Genomic DNA, 16324 nt, shown 5'->3' on the forward strand with positions numbered 1-16324 from the left:
CATCACTGTGAAAACGTCACGGCAGAACAGCAAAACCGGTAAAACCCATCGCCGCCTGCTCGGCTCATCCATCCTCGCTCTCAGCCTGTTCGGCGCGTTCGGGGTAGCCCACGGGCAATCCGCCAGCGCCGCGCAGCCAACCGCAACCAAGTCCGGCGGCACGCACACAACGCCCTCCCCGTTCGGTGCGCTGAAGCATATCAAGGCCGGTCTGCTGGACGTGGCGTACGCCGAAACCGGCCCCGCCGATGGGCCGGTGGTGATTCTGCTACACGGCTGGCCGTACGACATTCATAGCTATGACGAAGTCGCGCCCTTGCTCGCAGCGAAGGGATACCGCGTGCTGATGCCCTATGCCCGCGGCTACGGCGATACGCATTTCCTGTCCGAAAAAACGCTTCGCAACGGTCAACCGGCCGCGCTGGCCAGTGACGTGATCGACTTCATGGATGCGCTGAAGATCAAGCAAGCCGTGCTCGGTGGCTATGATTGGGGCGCACGTTCGGCGGACATCGTCGCGGCCCTGTGGCCGGAGCGGGTCAAGGCGCTGGTCGCGGTCAGTGGCTATCTGATCGGCAACCAGGCCGCCGGCCAGAACCCGCTGCCACCCAAGGCTGAGTTGCAATGGTGGTATCAGTTTTACTTCGCCACCGACCGAGGCCGCGCCGGGTATGAGAAAAACACCCACGACTTCGCTAAGTTGATCTGGCAACTGGCGTCGCCAAAATGGGCATTCGATGACGCCACCTTCAACCGCAGCGCCAAGGCACTGGAAAACCCCGACCATGTCGAGATCACCGTGTTCAACTACCGTTGGCGCCTCGGGTTGGTCCAGGGCGAAACCCGGTACGACGCGCTGGAACAGAAATTGGCGACGGCGCCTTCCATCAGCGTGCCAACCATCACCCTTGAAGGCGATGCCAACGGCGCGCCGCACCCAGCTCCCGAGGATTACGCCAAGCGCTTCACCGGCAAATACGAATTCCGGTTGATCACCGGCGGCATCGGCCACAACTTGCCGCAAGAAGACCCACAGGCGTTCGCCAAAGCCGTGATTGATGCGGATCATCTTTGACATCCAGGCATCTGCCTTGATCACACCGGCATAAAAAAACGGCTCGTTTATCAACGAGCCGTTTTTTCGGGCTGTCATACCTCTTGCAGGCCTGACGATAGAGCCACGCTCTGTTTTCTCACGCTGTGCGGGGTATTACCGAACAGGATCTACCCGACGCATCAGGTCATTCAACACGTACGTGTCCAGAAAGGCTTTCACCTCCGTGATCTGGCCATCCTTGAATGTCATGTGCCACATGTAAGAGTTGTTGTAGGGCTTGCGGTCAAGCGCCATGGCTTCACCCTTCCAGAGAACCACCACGACATCGTCCTCGGCCACAATGCTTTGCACGGTAGGGGAAATGGGCGTCGCCAGCCGAGCGGTGATCGGTTGTACGGCTCGTTCGATTAAATCCGTCTTGCTGTTGTACACACCAGAAACCGGGCTTGATCCAGATACGGTCCACGTTGCGTCGGGTGCCAGTAGATCGAAAACCGTGCCTTGGCCTTGCTGCCAGTTAGTAAACGCTTGGCGCACCAAATCGGCATTGATGTTTTGGTCAGCGGCTTGCGCCGCTGAAACCGTGTTCGTTGAAAGCACCAAACACAGCGCGACAGCCTGAAGGCGCACAGCCAAACTCATCCATGGGGTCATGATCTTTCTCTCACAACAATATCGTTGATAGGAACCTCTTCAAGAGGAACCTTAACGGCATGGGCACGGAAGCTTTTGCTCGATGCTGCTGAGAGGTTGCCTGATGCTGCTTGGTGGAACGGCGCGGAGACCTGCGTCTGGTTCTTATGCGTGGTTGCCGCCAGCACGCGGGGATTCGCCCTCCGTTCCCATATCGTTCCCATATCACTCTTTTTCAGACACCAAAAACCACAAACCCCCGACTTTCTCTAGGAAAATCAGGGGTTTGTGTTTGCAGAATGTGGCGGTGAAGGAGAGATTCGAACTCTCGATACAGTTTCCTGTATACACACTTTCCAGGCGTGCTCCTTAAGCCACTCGGACACTTCACCGTGTCTCGGCAAACTGTTCAGTCTGTCGAGGCGCGCTAATGTAGTCGAAAGCTTTTCCGATGGCAAAGGTTTTTTTCAGAATTTTCATGTGGTTAAGGTGATCGGGCATTTCAAACGCATCGGGGCATGGCAAACCGGCCAATCTTCGGGTTTGTGCGCGCAGTGATCTATGGAGCAAGGCGCGGGCGATGGGGCGGTCAGGCGGTTTGTGAGGGCTGGGGGCTGACCGGTGAGTCAGTCACGGCGCTTTACCTGGCCTGCGACGGTGGGTAACGTCTGCTTCACTTCTCCTACAAGGAATAGCGTCATGAGCGACCTGATTACCTACCATCTCGAAGACGGTATCGCGACCCTGACCTTGAACAACGGCAAGGTCAATGCCATCTCGCCGGATGTGATTGCCGCGTTCAACACTGCGCTGGATCAGGCTGTGGCGGATCGGGCGGTGGTGATCATTACCGGGCAACCGGGGATTTTGTCCGGTGGTTACGATTTGAAGGTAATGACCGCCGGTCCCAAGGAAGCGGTGAGTCTGGTCACGGCCGGCTCGACCCTGGCCCGTCGCCTGTTGTCGCATCCCTTCCCCGTCATTGTCGCGTGCCCCGGGCATGCAGTGGCCAAGGGAGCGTTCCTGCTGCTGTCGGCGGATTACCGCATCGGGATCGATGGGCCGTTCAGCATTGGCCTGAACGAAGTGCAGATCGGCATGACCATGCACCACGCGGGTATCGAGCTGGCCCGTGATCGCCTGCGCAAGTCCGCGTTCCATCGCTCGGTGATCAATGGCGAGATGTTCAACCCGCAGAGCGCTGTGGATGCCGGCTTCCTCGACAAGGTGGTATCCGCCGAAGAACTGCCGGGGGCCGCGCTGGAGGCGGCGCGTCAGTTGAAGAAAATCAACATGACCGCCCACAAGAATACCAAGCTGAAAGTGCGCAAGGCCCTGCTGGAGACGCTGGACAGTGCAATCCTGCTGGATCAGGAGCATATGGGTTAACTCTCCACAGCAAAAAACGAAAAGCCCGACCTCCGCGTCGGGCTTTTTCTTACGCGCGTCGTTTAAAAAACGACAACCGCTCTAGCCTGCTTCTGACACGCCAATCGGAAACATGCGCTCAAACATCGCCCATCTCCTACCTCTATAGCGGCAATTGCCGAAAACAGTGCACATCCGTACACTGCGCCACCTTTTGTCCCGATAGGGCCTGTAGATGCTGTTTTTATTGCGTATGTTGTTGATGGGTCTGCATTTTGTACTGGCCGGTGTGCTCGGGGTGATCCTGGGGCTGTGTCGGCCGTTCAATCCGGACAACAGCCGTTTATGCGCCAGGTTGTATGCATGGCCCGCCATGTGCATTTTGCGTCTGCGGGTGAAGGCCGAGGTCGACACGCTGGTGAGTAAATCCCAGGGCTGCGTGATCATTGCCAACCACCAATCCAACTATGACCTGTTCGTGTTCGGTAACGTGGTGCCCTACCGCACCGTGTGCATCGGTAAGAAGAGCCTGAAGTGGGTGCCGTTGTTCGGGCAATTGTTCTGGCTGGCGGGCAATGTGCTGATCGACCGGGGGAACGCGATCAAGGCGCGTCAGTCGATGTTGACCACCACTCATACGTTGCAGCATGAGGACACATCAATCTGGGTGTTCCCGGAAGGCACGCGCAATTTCGGCGAGGATCTGCTGCCCTTCAAGAAAGGCGCGTTCCAGATGGCGATCGCCGCCGGGGTGCCGATTGTTCCGGTGTGCGTCAGCAGTTACATCAAGCACATGCGCCTCAATCGCTGGCGCAGCGGTGACATTCTCATACGCTCGCTGCCAGCGATTCCTACAGCAGGATTGAGCCTGGATGACATGCCCCGACTCATCGCACAGTGCCGAGAGCAAATGCGCGAGTGCATCGCGGCGATGGACCGGCAGGTGCAGGCTGTTTGACGAGTCAGTTAAACAATAGCCAGCCGGGCACAGAAGCCCGATCGATTCTGTTACCTGCATGGCGTTTGACTCTATCGGCGAACTCGGCGGATTTTGCTGACTCTCAAGCAGCAAGGCACACTAAGCTACAGATTGCCTGCCACTGCCATTTTCCAAGAAGAAGTGAACCACCATCATGGGTAGAGTCGTTGCTGCTGCGGTTTACAGCGCCGGTAAGAAAGTCACCAACATCACCCTCGACGAAGGCAGCGCCTGGGCAGCCAAACCCGGTCATTTTGTGTGGATCGGCCTTGAAGAGCCCAGCACCCAGGAGCTGACCAATCTGCAGCGCCAATTCAACCTGCATGAATTGGCGATTGAAGACGCGATGGAGAAGCACAGCCGCCCCAAGCTGGAGACCTTTGGCGATGCGCTGTTTATCGTCACGTATTCGCCGGTGCGCAAGGACGGCAAGCTGCAGTTCATCGAGACGCATATCTTCGCCGGCAACGGCTACATCATCACCGCCCGCAACGGCCACTCGGCGTCCTACGCCCACGTCCGACAGCGCTGCGAGGCGCGGCCCCTTCTGCTGGAGCACGGGGAAGATTTCGTTCTTTATGCCATCCTGGATTTCGTCATTGAAAACTACCAGCCGGTGGGTGAAGCCATTCATGCCGAGATCGATGAGCTGGAGCGCAACGTACTGTGCAGCGCCCTGAACGAGCGGGATATTCAGAACTTGCACAGCTTGCGCCGTGACGTATTACGCCTGCGTCGTTATGCAGCGCCGATGGTGGAAATCAGCGAAGAATTGCAAAGACTGGACTTTCCCTTCATCGACAAAAACATGAGCCCGTATTTCCGCGATGTGCAGATTCATGTCACGCGGCAAATGGAAGACCTGGCGACGTTGGCGGACATCGCCAGCCAGACCATTGAAATCGGCGTGCTGCTCGAAGCGTCGCGCCAGAGTGTGGTGCAGCGCAAGTTCGCCGCATGGGCGGCGATCCTGGCGTTCCCCACGGCGGTCGCCGGCATCTATGGGATGAACTTCGAGAACATGCCGGAATTGACCTGGCACTACGGGTATTTTCTGGTGCTGGGGTTTATTGCGGTGGGCTGTACCGCGTTGTGGGGGAGCTTCAAGCGATCGGGGTGGTTGTAGACAGCTTGTATGCCGTTGAGGCTGGGGTGACATTCATCGCGAGCAGGCTCGTTCCCACACTTGATCGTCTGCCTATCAAGCATGGGAGGCGATGGTGTTTTAGTCTTGGGCCGCTGCGGTCTCAGGCTTGTGCGCGACGAAACGCATCATCCATTCAGCCACTGTCGTGCCGTGATGCGCCCGTTCGAGGCTGGCCATGCCTTGGCTGTAGATCTGCTCGCCCAATTGTTGCTGGCGAATCTCCAGCAGCGCCCGGGAATAATCGTGGATGAATTCCGGGTGGCCCTGGAAGCACAGCACCTGATCGTTGATGTGGTAGGCCGCGAACGGGCAAAAATCGCTGGACGCAATGACCGTGGCGTTTTCCGGCAGTTCGGTGACCTGGTCCTGATGACTGATCAGCAGGGTCAGCTCTTCCATCACCGGGCTCATCCACGGCGCCTTGGCCGCGAGCTTGTAGCGGTGTGTCCCCACGCCCCACCCCTGGCTCGCACGCTCGGCCTTGCCGCCCAGCAACAGCGCCAGAAGTTGATGACCGAAGCACACGCCCAGCAACTTGTCGCCGCGCTGGTAGCGGTCCAGGAGGAAGGTCTTGAGGGTTTCAATCCAGGGATCGGTGCCGAAGGAATCGGCTTTGCTGCCGGTCACCAGATAAGCGTCGAACACCTCATCGTCGTTGGGGTATTGCCCCTGCATCACGTTATACACAATGAACTGAGCCGCGACGGGCTGTTGTGAAAACAGGCGCTGGAACATCTGCCCGTAACCCTGATATTGGTCGATCAGTTCCGGACGCAGGATATCGGTTTCCAAAATGCAGATGCGCAACGACATAAAAAATACCTGACACGATGATGGGAATATTGCACACCCTGAGCGTGCCTTGAAACACCGTCCCAAGGCAAGCCCCTTCCCCTGCCCGTCAGAACAGTTCTTGCCGAGCGGCTTTCTCCAGTAACAAGGCCGGCGGTGAAAAACGCTCGCCATACTGCTCGGCCAGGTACTGAGCACGGGCGACAAAATCCCGCAGGCCGTACTGGTTGATGAACTGCAACGCACCGCCAGTCCAGGCGGCGAAACCGATACCGAAGATCGAGCCGACGTTGGCGTCCGCCGTGGAAGTGAGCACGCCCTCCTCCACACAGCGCACGGTTTCCAGGGCCTGGATGAACAGCAGGCGATCGCGGATATCCTGTGGCGAAATCTGCCCGTCAGCTTTCTCGAAACGATTCTTGAGCTCCGGCCACAGGTGTTTCTGCCCGTCAGCCGGATATTCATAGAAACCGGCCCCGGCTGCTTTGCCTGGCCGCTTGTATTCGTTGAGCAGCAAGTCAATCACGGCGAACGCCGGGTGCTCGGTCGGCGTTTTCCCTTCCGCTTGCAGGTCCTCGGCGGTTTGCGCGCGGATATGGCTCATCAGGCTGAGGGACACTTCGTCAGAGATTGCCAGAGGCCCCACTGGCATGCCGGCCTTGCGCGCCTCGGTCTCGATCATCGGCGCGCTCACGCCCTCACCCAGCATGGCGATGCCTTCGTTGGTAAAGGTGCCGAATACCCGGGAAGTGAAGAAGCCTCGACTGTCGTTGACCACAATCGGCGTCTTGTTGATTTGCAGAACGAAATCGAAAGCGCGTGCCAGGGTTTCGTCGCTGGTGCGGGCGCCCTTGATGATTTCCACCAAGGGCATTTTTTCAACCGGGCTGAAGAAATGCAGGCCGATGAACTTCGTCTGATCCGGTACAGCCGTCGCCAGGCCGGTAATGGGCAGGGTCGAGGTGTTGGAGGCGATCACCGCGTCCCCCCCAACAACCGCTTGGGCAGCAGCTGTGACACTGGCTTTCAGGGCGCGGTCTTCAAACACCGCCTCAATGACCAGATCGCAACCGGCCAGGTCCGCGTCGCTGTCAGTGGTTTGAATCCGCGCCAGCGTGGCTTCGCGCTGCTCGGCGGTGAGCTGCCCGCGGGCGACCTTCTTATCCAGCAGCGCCGCCGCACGGGCCTTGCCCTTCTCGGCGGCGACAAGGCTGACATCCTTGAGCACCACCGCAAGGCCGGCCATAGCGCTGACGTAGGCGATACCGGCCCCCATCATGCCGGCACCGAGCACCGCGACTTTTTGCGTCAGATAAGGTGCAAAGCCCTGCGGGCGCGAACCGCCGGCCTTGATTTCGTTGAGCTGGAACCAGAACGTGCCGATCAGGTTTTTGGCCACCTGGCCAGTGGTCAGCTCAGTGAAGTAGCGGGTTTCGATCACGTGGGCGGTGTCGAAATCCACTTGGGCACCTTCCACTGCCGCGCAGAGAATTTTCTCCGGTGCGGGCAGGCAACCCTGGGTCTTGTTGCGCAGGATCGAAGGGGCTATCGCCAGCATCTGCGCGACTTTCGGATGCGACGGTGTGCCCCCCGGAATCTGATAGCCCTTCGCGTCCCAAGGCTGAACCACGCTCGGGTTAGCCAGAATCCAGGCCCGGGACTTGTTCAGCAGGTCCTCGCGATCCACCGCCAGCTCATCGATCAGACCGGCCTGCAGTGCCTGTTGCGGGCATACCTTCTTGCCCTCGAGCAAATACGGCAAGGCTTTCTCCAAACCAAGCAAGCGCACCATCCGCACCACCCCGCCGCCACCGGGCAACAGGCCCAGGGTGACTTCCGGCAAGCCCATCTGCACCGACGGATGATCCAGCGCCACACGGTGATGGCAGGCCAGGCAGATTTCCCAGCCGCCGCCCAGAGCCGCGCCATTGATCGCAGCCACCACCGGTTTCCCCAGGGTTTCCAGGGCACGCAGTTGCGCCTTGAGCCCGAGAACCATTTCATAGAATGCCTTGGCTTGGGGTTTCTTAACCTTGACCAATTCGTTGAGGTCGCCGCCAGCGAAGAAGGTTTTCTTGGCCGAGGTCATGATCACCCCGGCAATCGAGTCTTTTTCGGCAATCAGCCGGGCGACGCAGGCGGCCATGGCCTCGCGGTACGTCGCATTCATGGTGTTGGCGCTCTGGCCTGGCATGTCCAGGGTCAGGACGACAATCCGGTCCGGGCCGGTTTCGTAGCGGATGGCATCGCTCATGAAAACTATTCCTTGAAGTCGGGGCTCAGAGACGTTCGATAACGGTGGCAATGCCCATGCCGCCGCCGACACACAGCGTCGCCAGGCCATAGCGCAGGCGACGCGCCTCCAGCTCATCGAGCAAAGTGCCGAGGATTGCGCAGCCCGTAGCCCCCAAAGGGTGCCCCATGGCGATGGAGCCGCCGTTGACGTTGACCTTGGCGGGGTCGATGGCCATGTCCTTGATGAACTTGAGCACCACTGAGGCGAACGCTTCGTTGACTTCGAACAGGTCGATGTCCTCCACCCGCAGCCCCGCCTTGACCAGAGCCTTGCGGGTAGCCGGCGCCGGGCCGGTGAGCATGATGGTCGGATCGGTGCTGGTGACCGCCGTGGCGACAATCCGCGCCCGCGGTTGCAGCCCCAGGGCCTGCCCCTTGGCTTCGGAGCCGATCAGCATCAGCGCCGCCCCATCGACGATGCCGGAACTGTTGCCCGGCGTGTGGACATGGTTGATCCGTTCCACATGGCTGTAGACCCGCAGCGCCGTGGCGTCGAAACCCATCTGGCCCATGGCTTCGAAACTCGGCTTGAGCTTGCCCAAGCCCTCCAGGGTCGAGTCAGCACGGATGAATTCGTCGTGATTCAGCAGCACGATGCCATTCTGGTCCCGCACCGCCACCAGGGATTTGTTGAACGAACCGTCGGCCCGGGCCCGGGCGGCCTTTTGCTGGGAGTGCAGCGCGAAAGCATCGACGTCCTCGCGGCTGAAGCCCTCCAGGGTGGCGATCAGGTCGGCACCGATGCCCTGAGGCGTGAAGTGGCCCTGCAGGTTGGATTGGGGGTCCAGCGCCCAAGCGCCGCCGTCGCTGCCCATGGGCACGCGCGACATGGATTCGACACCGCCGGCCACCACCAAGTCCTCGAACCCGGAGCGCACTTTCATGGCCGCCAGGTTTACCGCTTCCAGGCCCGAGGCACAGAACCGGTTGAGCTGCACGCCTGCCACGCTGACATCCCAGTCGGCGATCAGCGCGGCGGTCTTGGCGATGTCGGCGCCCTGATCACCGATCGGCGTCACGCAACCGAGCACGATATCGTCAACCTGACTGGTGTCCAGGCCCATGCGCTGCTGCAAGGCCGTGAGCAGGCCTCCCACCAGGTTCACCGGTTTGACGCTGTGCAAAGCGCCATCAGCCTTGCCCTTGCCACGGGGGGTGCGTAATGCGTCAAAAATCAAAGCTTCGGTCATGACATCCTCAAACCACTGGGACAATGCAATGGCTCCAACCATAAGCCCAGCGGCCCGAGATTCAATGACCGCAGTGCTCAACGACGTTGACGGCCACGCTCAGACGAACGGTAGCCTGCTATCGGGTTAACCGATTCAGGTGAGCAAAGTGTCTAGCAAAAGGGCCTTCACGAAGGTGGCACTAGGCCTCATACCTGTTTAACAGCAGTTGGTAGCAAGCTCATACGAATTGGATCTAAGCCAAGGCGGCTGCGGCCCCTAATGTAATCCTTGTACAAGATAGTCGTCGGGTTTTGCCGAGGCACTTGTCAGACAGGAAGTGCAACGCCAGCCGTCAGGAGATATGCAGGCTGGCCTCAGGAAATAACAAAAAAGGCGGGTCAGCCATGTTCAAACATTCGAAAGTTCGTCAAGCCGGACTCATTCTCTTCGCCACGACGCTGCTGTTGATTGTGCCGAATATCACCAAGATGATCGGCTGAATCCTGCACGTGGGCGCCTGTATCAACGGCAAGCGCTGTCGCTTGTATCGCCAAAAAATGTGACAGGCTCGTTGTTCGAGTCGCAGTAGCTGTGCCAACCTTTGCGGCACTCTCTCGACATGGAAGACGATCCTCGTGAAAGCTCTCATTGTGTTCGGGGCGCTGCTGCTCAGCACGCCCCTGTTTGCCGCGCAGTTGGTGCTGGAGCTCGGCACGACTGCCCGCACCTGGCAGACCGAAGAACTGCTCCAGCATCCTGAAGCCCGAACAATCCAGATCGCTGAAGACGTTTCCTACAAGAAGCCGATGAGTTATCGCGCCGTGCCGCTGACCGCGTTGTTGACCGGGGTACGCCCCGACGACCATCTCCAGGCCGTGGCGCTGGACGGATTTGCCGCCGAATTACCCGCGGCACCGCTACTCAACACCAGCGGCGCTCGAGCCTGGCTGGCGATCGAAGACCCGGCCCACCCCTGGCCCCCACTGGGTGAAGGCAAGGGCAGCGCCGGGCCCTTCTACCTGGTCTGGACCCATCCCGAGGCAGGTCACATCAGCCCCGAACAATGGCCGTACGCAGTGGCGACCATCAAGCGCCTGTCAGCGGTAGCCGAGCGCTTCCCTGCCCTGTTGCCAGCGCCCACGGTGACCCAGGGTGATCCGGTCTATAAGGGCTTTGAACTGTTTCAGAAAAACTGCCTGGCTTGCCATCGACTCAACGGCGCAGGCGACGCGCAGTTTGGCCCGGACCTGAACATCCCTTTCAATCCTACCGAGTACTTTTCCGGGGATTTCCTCAAGCGCTATATCCGCGACCCGCAAAGTCTGCGGCGCTGGCCCCAAGGGAAGATGCCGGGGTTCTCGGCCACAGTGCTGCCGGATGCGGAGCTGGAGCTGCTGGTGGGATATCTCAAGCATATGGCGGGGCGTAAACAGCCGTTGACCCCATGAGTCAGCGTTGTGGCTGAGGTGATCTTGTGGGAGCACACCCTATGAAAACGGCCGACACATAGGTCAGCCGTTGCTCGGGTTGCGTGAATGAAGGGTCAGGCATGCAGACGCCGAATTTCCTGTTTGACGCCCCAGCCTTCGATGATGCCACCCAAAGGCTCCACCACGGCCTCGAAGTTTTGTTCGAAGTCTCCAATGTCATCGTAGGTGGCGTACATCACCCGGCTCAACTCCAATGACCAGGCCCCGTCGTCCCGAGGGCTGATCTGTGCATTCAATGACTCACCCCGAAATTGACCTGCCGCCCTGCGCGCCCGCTCCTCATCCGGGAAAATGGCGTAGAACTCGATGGGATGGAATTGTGAGAAATCGAAACCGCCTTCTTTCATGCGGCGAAGCACACTGGTGCTGATGTCTTCTTGATAGGCTGTGCTCATGAAACGTCCTCCTCAAACCGATGGATAGACTTTCCGTCTTCCCGTGCGGGCAACCCCCTGGGCTGCAGCGATACGGCATCAAATGACCGTCGGGACACAAGCATGTAGCTGACAAGACCGGACCTAAGCGATCCTTTCGCTGATCTCAATTGCAGAGTAGCTGTAAGTCGTGGTCGCTGCCAAGCGGGGCCAGGCAGTGAACTTCATGAAATCGGTGTAATGCTGATGATTTCGATACTGTGCTGGGATTTGAGACTCTTGACCGTAGGGTCTTCGGTGCGACCCTCCAGGTCATTGAGATCAAGCTGGGCGGGTACTGGAAGCAGCTTTTGGCGAATCAATTGCGCAGCCTGCTCCATGGTGGGCTCCTGGTCATAGTCGAACTGCTCGGCGATGGCTTCGCCGTGATCATCAACGAAAGTGATCTCCCACTTTTGCATCGGTGTCTCCTCGATCAATTCAGGGCCTGGCTTACCTCTATCTCGACATTGAGGGTTGAACAATCGTTCCGCTCAGTCGGTGGACGGCAGCCATGAAAAAACCGCCTCACGGGCGGTTTTCTCATGCAGCGCCGGCGATTATTTTTCGGCAAGTTCTTTCAAGGCTTTCAACGTATTGAACGGCGCATCCACCACGAACTTGTTGGCCAGCCAGGAAGGAACATCGCCACCCGGTTCGGTGTGGACCTGATAGATCACTTCGATCTGGCCGGCGTCCTTGGGCGTGAACTTCCAGAAGCCTTCGACCTGAGTGACTCGCACAAAACCCTTTTTTTCCGGCAGGTAGGTTGGCACGCCTTTGAGGTGGCGGGTCAGGCTGCCATCGGCCCCCTTGACGGTGGTCACTTGCAATACAGAGTCCCGCGGGGTAACCGGCCAGGGCGTGTTGAACTGGGTGTAGGTCCAGCTTTGGTCGCCTTCATGCTTGAGCAGCTCCTGGCTTCTGCATTCGTGAATCCAGGCGCAAGCGGCCGGAACGTCTTCCTGAAGAGCTTGCAGCTTGGCCATGGTGGTTTTCATGACGGTCACGCCTTGGTAGGCCTTGTACTTGGAACCGGCCACTTCACTGAGGGAAACCTTGATGCCGTCCTCTTCCTTGGCGACTTTCCAGTCTTCTGCCTGGGCGGTAGCCGTTGCCAGCAGCACAGTCAAACCACACAACACAGCCATACGATGCAGCGAACCCATAGTTTTTTCCTTGTTATCGAAGTTCCGAACTGGCCCATTACGCTGCCGTGATTTGCTCCCACCAACCGATCAGCCGGATGGCGTCTTCAGTGCTGTTGCCACAAACCTCGATGTCGGCCCCGAACGCCGAGCACACTATCGGCCGCTCCGGCTGGCCGAAGATCCGGCACAGGTTATCGACCGACAGCTGCACGCAACGTTCGCCCGCCGGCTTGCCGTGGGGCATGCCAGGAATCGGCGAACTGATGGATGGGGCGATGCAGCAGGCGCCACAGCCCTCGCGGCATTTCATGACGACAACATCCTCACGACAGTAATGATTGGTAACAGAACACAGAGTAACGGCTAAAACACCCGTTTTAAATTACCGCCCGTGTATTTTTTCTTTCACGCCAAGATGACCATACAGTCAGCGACGAGATGGGAGGATTACTGCTTGAATTCGAAATCCAACGCCGCGCCTTCGACTTCATTGCGCTCTTGATTGCGCAAAGGCAATTGCATTTCATTGCTCAGCAGACGGCCATTGAGTTGAAACGGTCCCGGTTTTTCGCCAAACATGGACGGCAACAAAGGTTCACGCTTGGGTAATGGCACCGCACCCGGAGGCTGCAGATCTTCGACCATGTCCTGAGGCAGGCTCAAATCCAGCTTGGCCGGCGGTAACCGGGTCTTGGCGACCTCGCGGGCCGACTTGCTCTTGGAGGCGACAGGGGCACGTTTTTTCTTCGCCGCTACGGCTTTTTTAGCGGGGGCCTTTTTAACCACTGCCGGTTTTTTCTTCGACGCGTTTTTAGTGGCGCTGGCGGCCGGCTTCTCCTGCGCCGACGCAGCCACGACACCTTCCGAAGGGAAGGCAGTCAACAGGCCGATCAAAACCCAGGCGGCAGGAGCAATGGCTTTCATAGACACTACGGCGCTTACGGCAGAGATCCCCATGCTCGCCTGTTAATCAGTCGCTGACAAGCACATCAGGTCGGGTTCGCCAGTTTCGATCAAAAACCACTGGCGGTCTCCTGGCACAGTTGGGTGGCCAGCAGGCCAAGCGTCATCAAGGCCCGTTCGGCCTCGCGGTTCCAAGGCGTACCGCAATTGAGGCGGATGCAGTGATTGAACTGTTCGGTGTTACTGAAAATCAGCCCTGGCGCAATGCTGATACCTTGCTGCAACGCCCGCACATGCAACTCCTGAGTGTTGACCCGCCCCGGCAGACTGACCCACAGAATGAAGCCTCCGGTAGGGCGGCTCATCTGAGTGCCTTCGGGAAAGTATTGCTGCACGGCCAACTGAAAGGCGCTGAGGTTCTTGCGGTACTCCTGGCGGATATAACGCAAGTGCCGATCATAACCACCGTTTTCCAGGTAGGCGGCGATGCCCATCTGCGTGACGCTGCACGCCGAGTGTGTGCTGAAGGTCTGAAGCCGTTGGATTTCCTGCTGGAACTTGCCAGCGATCATCCAGCCAATGCGCACGCCCGGTGACAACGTCTTGGAAAAACTCGAACAGTAAATGACCCGGTCCAACCGGTCATAGGCCTTGAGCGCCTTGGTGCGTCCCTGCTCGAACATCAACTCGCCATAAATATCGTCTTCAACAATCTGGATGTCGAAATCCGAAGCCAGGCGCAACAGTTGCTTTTGCCGCTCCTCGGGCATCGTCCCGCCGAGGGGATTGCTCAAACGCGTGGTCAGCACCAGCGCCTTGATCGACCACTGGTTGGCCGCCAGTTGCAGGGCTTCCAGGCTCATGCCGGTGACCGGGTCGCTAGGGATCTCGATGACCTTGAGGCCCAGCAGATCCGCCAGTTGCAGCAAGCCGTAGTAGGTCGGCGATTCGGCGGCGATCAGGTCTCCTGGCCGGGTCAGTACCCGCAAGGACATTTGCAGCGCATCCACGCAACCGTGAGTGATCACCACCTCGGAGGGATCCACCACGACCCCGGCATCACGCATGCGAATCGCCACCTGGCGCCGCAAGGGTTCAAAGCCCGGGCTGAACATGTAGCTGAACGCCCGCGGGCTGTGGAAGCGCGTGACCTTGGCCAGTTGCTGGTGCAGCGCTCGTACGGGCAGGTAGTCGACGCTCGGCACCGCCGCGCCCAGGGGAAATACACCTTCGCGGCGCGACTCAACCAACACTTGCTGGATGATGCTGCTACGCGTGACCAGCCCCGGACGCTCGACCCGGGCGATGTCCGGGGTCGGCGCCGTCAGGGCCGGGGTTTGGTGCACATAGTAACCGGACTGCGGTCGCGCGCGGATCAGCCCCTGATCTTCAAGGTTGGCGTAGGCCTGCAGCACCGTCGCATGGCTGACGTTGAGCTGCGAGCTCATCTTGCGCACCGAAGGCACACGCTCACCGGGCTGATACACACCACGCCGGATGTCTTCAGCCAGTTGTTGGGCAATACGTTGATAGAGCAAGAGGTTGGTCATGACGCAGCACTCGATTTCACGGGCATTTTATTCTTGTGAGAGACAATACCGGAACAGTTTAGAAGTGTACGGGGACAGTTGCCAGATTACTCGACCGTACAGGGGAGTGACAGCCCCAACTGTACTCATTCATCACTGATTCACAGGCCCAAAAAAACCCGGCGCCTCTGAAGGGGCCGGGTTTTCCAGCAACGCAGCCCTTAGCGGGCGGCGCCGAGCTGGCCTTTCTCGTCGGAGAACACAATTTCAACACGACGGTTCTGTGCCCGACCACGCTCGGAAGCGTTGACGTCTACCGGGAACTCATCACCGTAGCCTTCGACCTGAATGCGCTTCTCATCGATCCCCAAATCCACCAGCACGTCCGCCACCGCCTGGGCACGGTTACGGGACAGCTTGAGGTTTTCCTGCTTGCCGCCAGTGCTGTCGGTGTAACCTTCGATACGCACCACGCGCTTGGGGTTGAGTTGCAAGAATTGCACGATCTTGAGCACTACCCGGTTGGCCGAGTTCTTCAACTGCGCTTGACCGGTGTCGAACAGCACGTCACCGAGGGTCATCACCAGGCCGCGATCGGTCTGGGTGGTCGCCATCGCCATGATCTGCTCTTCCAGCCACTTGCCCTGTTGCTGGACACTCAGCAGCTTGGACTCGCGCAGGGCCAATTGCAGACGCTGACGTTCCAGTTCGAGCTTCGCCGCGCGCTCTTCGTTGAGCACCTGATTGCTGTGCTCACGGGCGATCTCACTGTAACGCTGGCTCAGGTAGGCGTAATGCAGCACGTCCTCACCGCTGCCCCAGTAGCTGGACAAACGATCGGCCCGGGCCAGGGATTCGCCGGCGCGGATGACGTCCTTGGGCGCGGCTCGTAATACGTTGGCATCTTCCTTGACCTTCTGGAAGTCGGCACCCGCCTTTTCCAGCGCCACTTCGCTGCGCTGACCCGCGCAACCATACAAGCTGGCCAGGCCCGCGAGAATCAGGCCGCCAAATACTTGGGACTGCTTCATTGGGCGTCATCTCTCAACTGTTTGCGCAAGCGCTCGATGCGGGTGTTAAGCACGTTAAGGTGCTCCTCGCCTTTGAGGGTCAGCACCTTCGCTTCGGCCAGGCGTGCATCCAGCTCGGCCTGTTCAGCACGCATGCGGGCCTTCTTGAACGACTCATCGGCCATGTTGGACTGGGCGCGGGCGAACTTTTCTTCGGCGAGTTTCAACTCGGGCACTTCTTCGGACGTGGCGCCCACGGCACGGGCTTGTTCCAGCGCCTGTTCGGTCAGGCGAATCTGTTCATTCGGCGCCGGATCGGCTGCGCAACCCGCCAGGCCCAGAACGGCCAGAGCAGCGAAAAGAGGTCGAATAGTCACTAATGTTC

The 16324-nt window shown here is 59.1% G+C and carries 17 protein-coding genes and 1 tRNA gene; 5 read left to right on the top strand and 13 right to left on the bottom strand.

From position 1 onward, the window contains the following. Positions 1-7: 7 nt before the first annotated feature. Positions 8-1075, top strand: coding sequence for an alpha/beta fold hydrolase (locus tag AAIS01_RS20300; RefSeq protein ID WP_343470436.1), 1068 nt, complete (start codon positions 8-10; stop codon positions 1073-1075). Positions 1076-1210: 135 nt separating this feature from the next. Here AAIS01_RS20300 and AAIS01_RS20305 read toward each other — a convergent pair whose 3' ends face one another. Together AAIS01_RS20305 and AAIS01_RS20310 are read right to left on the bottom strand one after the other, a co-directional pair. Continuing rightward, positions 1211-1711, bottom strand: coding sequence for a nuclear transport factor 2 family protein (locus AAIS01_RS20305; RefSeq protein ID WP_343470437.1), 501 nt, complete (start codon positions 1709-1711; stop codon positions 1211-1213). Between the two features lie 281 nt (positions 1712-1992). Further along, positions 1993-2082, bottom strand: a tRNA-Ser gene (locus AAIS01_RS20310). Positions 2083-2389: 307 nt separating this feature from the next. On the opposite strand from AAIS01_RS20310, the gene AAIS01_RS20315 reads away from it, so the two are divergent. The 3 genes from AAIS01_RS20315 to AAIS01_RS20325 all read left to right on the top strand — a co-directional run bounded on the left by AAIS01_RS20315 (position 2390) and on the right by AAIS01_RS20325 (position 5163). Next, positions 2390-3079 (top strand): crotonase/enoyl-CoA hydratase family protein, encoded by a 690-nt coding sequence (locus tag AAIS01_RS20315; RefSeq protein WP_343470438.1) that lies wholly within the window; start codon positions 2390-2392, stop codon positions 3077-3079. A 214-nt stretch (positions 3080-3293) separates the two neighbouring features. After that, the gene (locus AAIS01_RS20320) at positions 3294-4016 is read left to right on the top strand and encodes a lysophospholipid acyltransferase family protein (protein WP_343470439.1); all 723 of its coding nucleotides are present in this window, start codon (positions 3294-3296) and stop codon (positions 4014-4016) included. Between the two features lie 175 nt (positions 4017-4191). Then, positions 4192-5163, top strand: a complete 972-nt coding sequence (locus AAIS01_RS20325; protein ID WP_343470441.1) for a magnesium and cobalt transport protein CorA — start codon at positions 4192-4194, stop codon at positions 5161-5163. Between the two features lie 99 nt (positions 5164-5262). Here AAIS01_RS20325 and AAIS01_RS20330 read toward each other — a convergent pair whose 3' ends face one another. The 3 genes from AAIS01_RS20330 to AAIS01_RS20340 all read right to left on the bottom strand — a co-directional run bounded on the left by AAIS01_RS20330 (position 5263) and on the right by AAIS01_RS20340 (position 9461). Then, positions 5263-5997, bottom strand: coding sequence for an amidotransferase (locus AAIS01_RS20330; RefSeq protein WP_343470442.1), 735 nt, complete (start codon positions 5995-5997; stop codon positions 5263-5265). An 88-nt stretch (positions 5998-6085) separates the two neighbouring features. Next, a complete protein-coding gene (locus AAIS01_RS20335) occupies positions 6086-8230 on the bottom strand; it encodes a 3-hydroxyacyl-CoA dehydrogenase NAD-binding domain-containing protein (RefSeq protein WP_343470443.1) in 2145 nt (714 codons plus the stop codon). 25 nt (positions 8231-8255) lie between these two features. Beyond that, a complete protein-coding gene (locus AAIS01_RS20340) occupies positions 8256-9461 on the bottom strand; it encodes an acetyl-CoA C-acetyltransferase (RefSeq protein WP_343470444.1) in 1206 nt (401 codons plus the stop codon). Positions 9462-10078: 617 nt separating this feature from the next. Between AAIS01_RS20340 and AAIS01_RS20345 the strand changes: the two genes are divergently transcribed. Beyond that, positions 10079-10891 (top strand): c-type cytochrome, encoded by an 813-nt coding sequence (locus AAIS01_RS20345; RefSeq protein WP_343470445.1) that lies wholly within the window; start codon positions 10079-10081, stop codon positions 10889-10891. A gap of 95 nt (positions 10892-10986) precedes the next feature. On the opposite strand, the gene AAIS01_RS20350 is transcribed toward AAIS01_RS20345, so the two are convergent. From AAIS01_RS20350 to AAIS01_RS20385, 8 genes are all read right to left on the bottom strand, one after another. Next, on the bottom strand, positions 10987-11328 hold the full coding sequence (locus AAIS01_RS20350; RefSeq protein WP_092399975.1) for a ribonuclease E inhibitor RraB: 342 nt from the start codon (positions 11326-11328) through the stop codon (positions 10987-10989). A gap of 203 nt (positions 11329-11531) precedes the next feature. Beyond that, complete coding sequence (locus AAIS01_RS20355; protein WP_343470446.1) at positions 11532-11768, bottom strand: hypothetical protein; 237 nt, start codon at positions 11766-11768, stop codon at positions 11532-11534. A 138-nt stretch (positions 11769-11906) separates the two neighbouring features. After that, entirely contained in the window at positions 11907-12515 is a 609-nt protein-coding gene (locus tag AAIS01_RS20360; protein ID WP_343470447.1) for an START domain-containing protein, read from the bottom strand. Positions 12516-12552: 37 nt separating this feature from the next. Beyond that, complete coding sequence (locus AAIS01_RS20365; RefSeq protein ID WP_092399981.1) at positions 12553-12807, bottom strand: YkgJ family cysteine cluster protein; 255 nt, start codon at positions 12805-12807, stop codon at positions 12553-12555. Positions 12808-12944: 137 nt separating this feature from the next. Further along, positions 12945-13421 carry a translation initiation factor 2 gene (locus tag AAIS01_RS20370; protein ID WP_343470448.1) on the bottom strand — a complete coding sequence of 159 codons (477 nt, stop codon included), beginning with the start codon at positions 13419-13421 and terminating at the stop codon, positions 12945-12947. A gap of 89 nt (positions 13422-13510) precedes the next feature. Further along, positions 13511-14950 (bottom strand): aminotransferase-like domain-containing protein, encoded by a 1440-nt coding sequence (locus tag AAIS01_RS20375; RefSeq protein ID WP_256232877.1) that lies wholly within the window; start codon positions 14948-14950, stop codon positions 13511-13513. Between the two features lie 200 nt (positions 14951-15150). After that, positions 15151-15960, bottom strand: coding sequence for an OmpA family protein (locus AAIS01_RS20380; protein ID WP_343470449.1), 810 nt, complete (start codon positions 15958-15960; stop codon positions 15151-15153). Then, complete coding sequence (locus AAIS01_RS20385; RefSeq protein WP_343470450.1) at positions 15957-16316, bottom strand: DUF4398 domain-containing protein; 360 nt, start codon at positions 16314-16316, stop codon at positions 15957-15959. Before AAIS01_RS20385 ends, AAIS01_RS20380 begins: the two co-directional genes overlap by 4 nt. Between the last annotated feature and the right edge of the window lie 8 nt (positions 16317-16324).

This window comes from Pseudomonas halotolerans, from assembly GCF_039581215.1.
Classification (GTDB): Bacteria; Pseudomonadota; Gammaproteobacteria; order Pseudomonadales; family Pseudomonadaceae; genus Aquipseudomonas; species Aquipseudomonas tehranensis.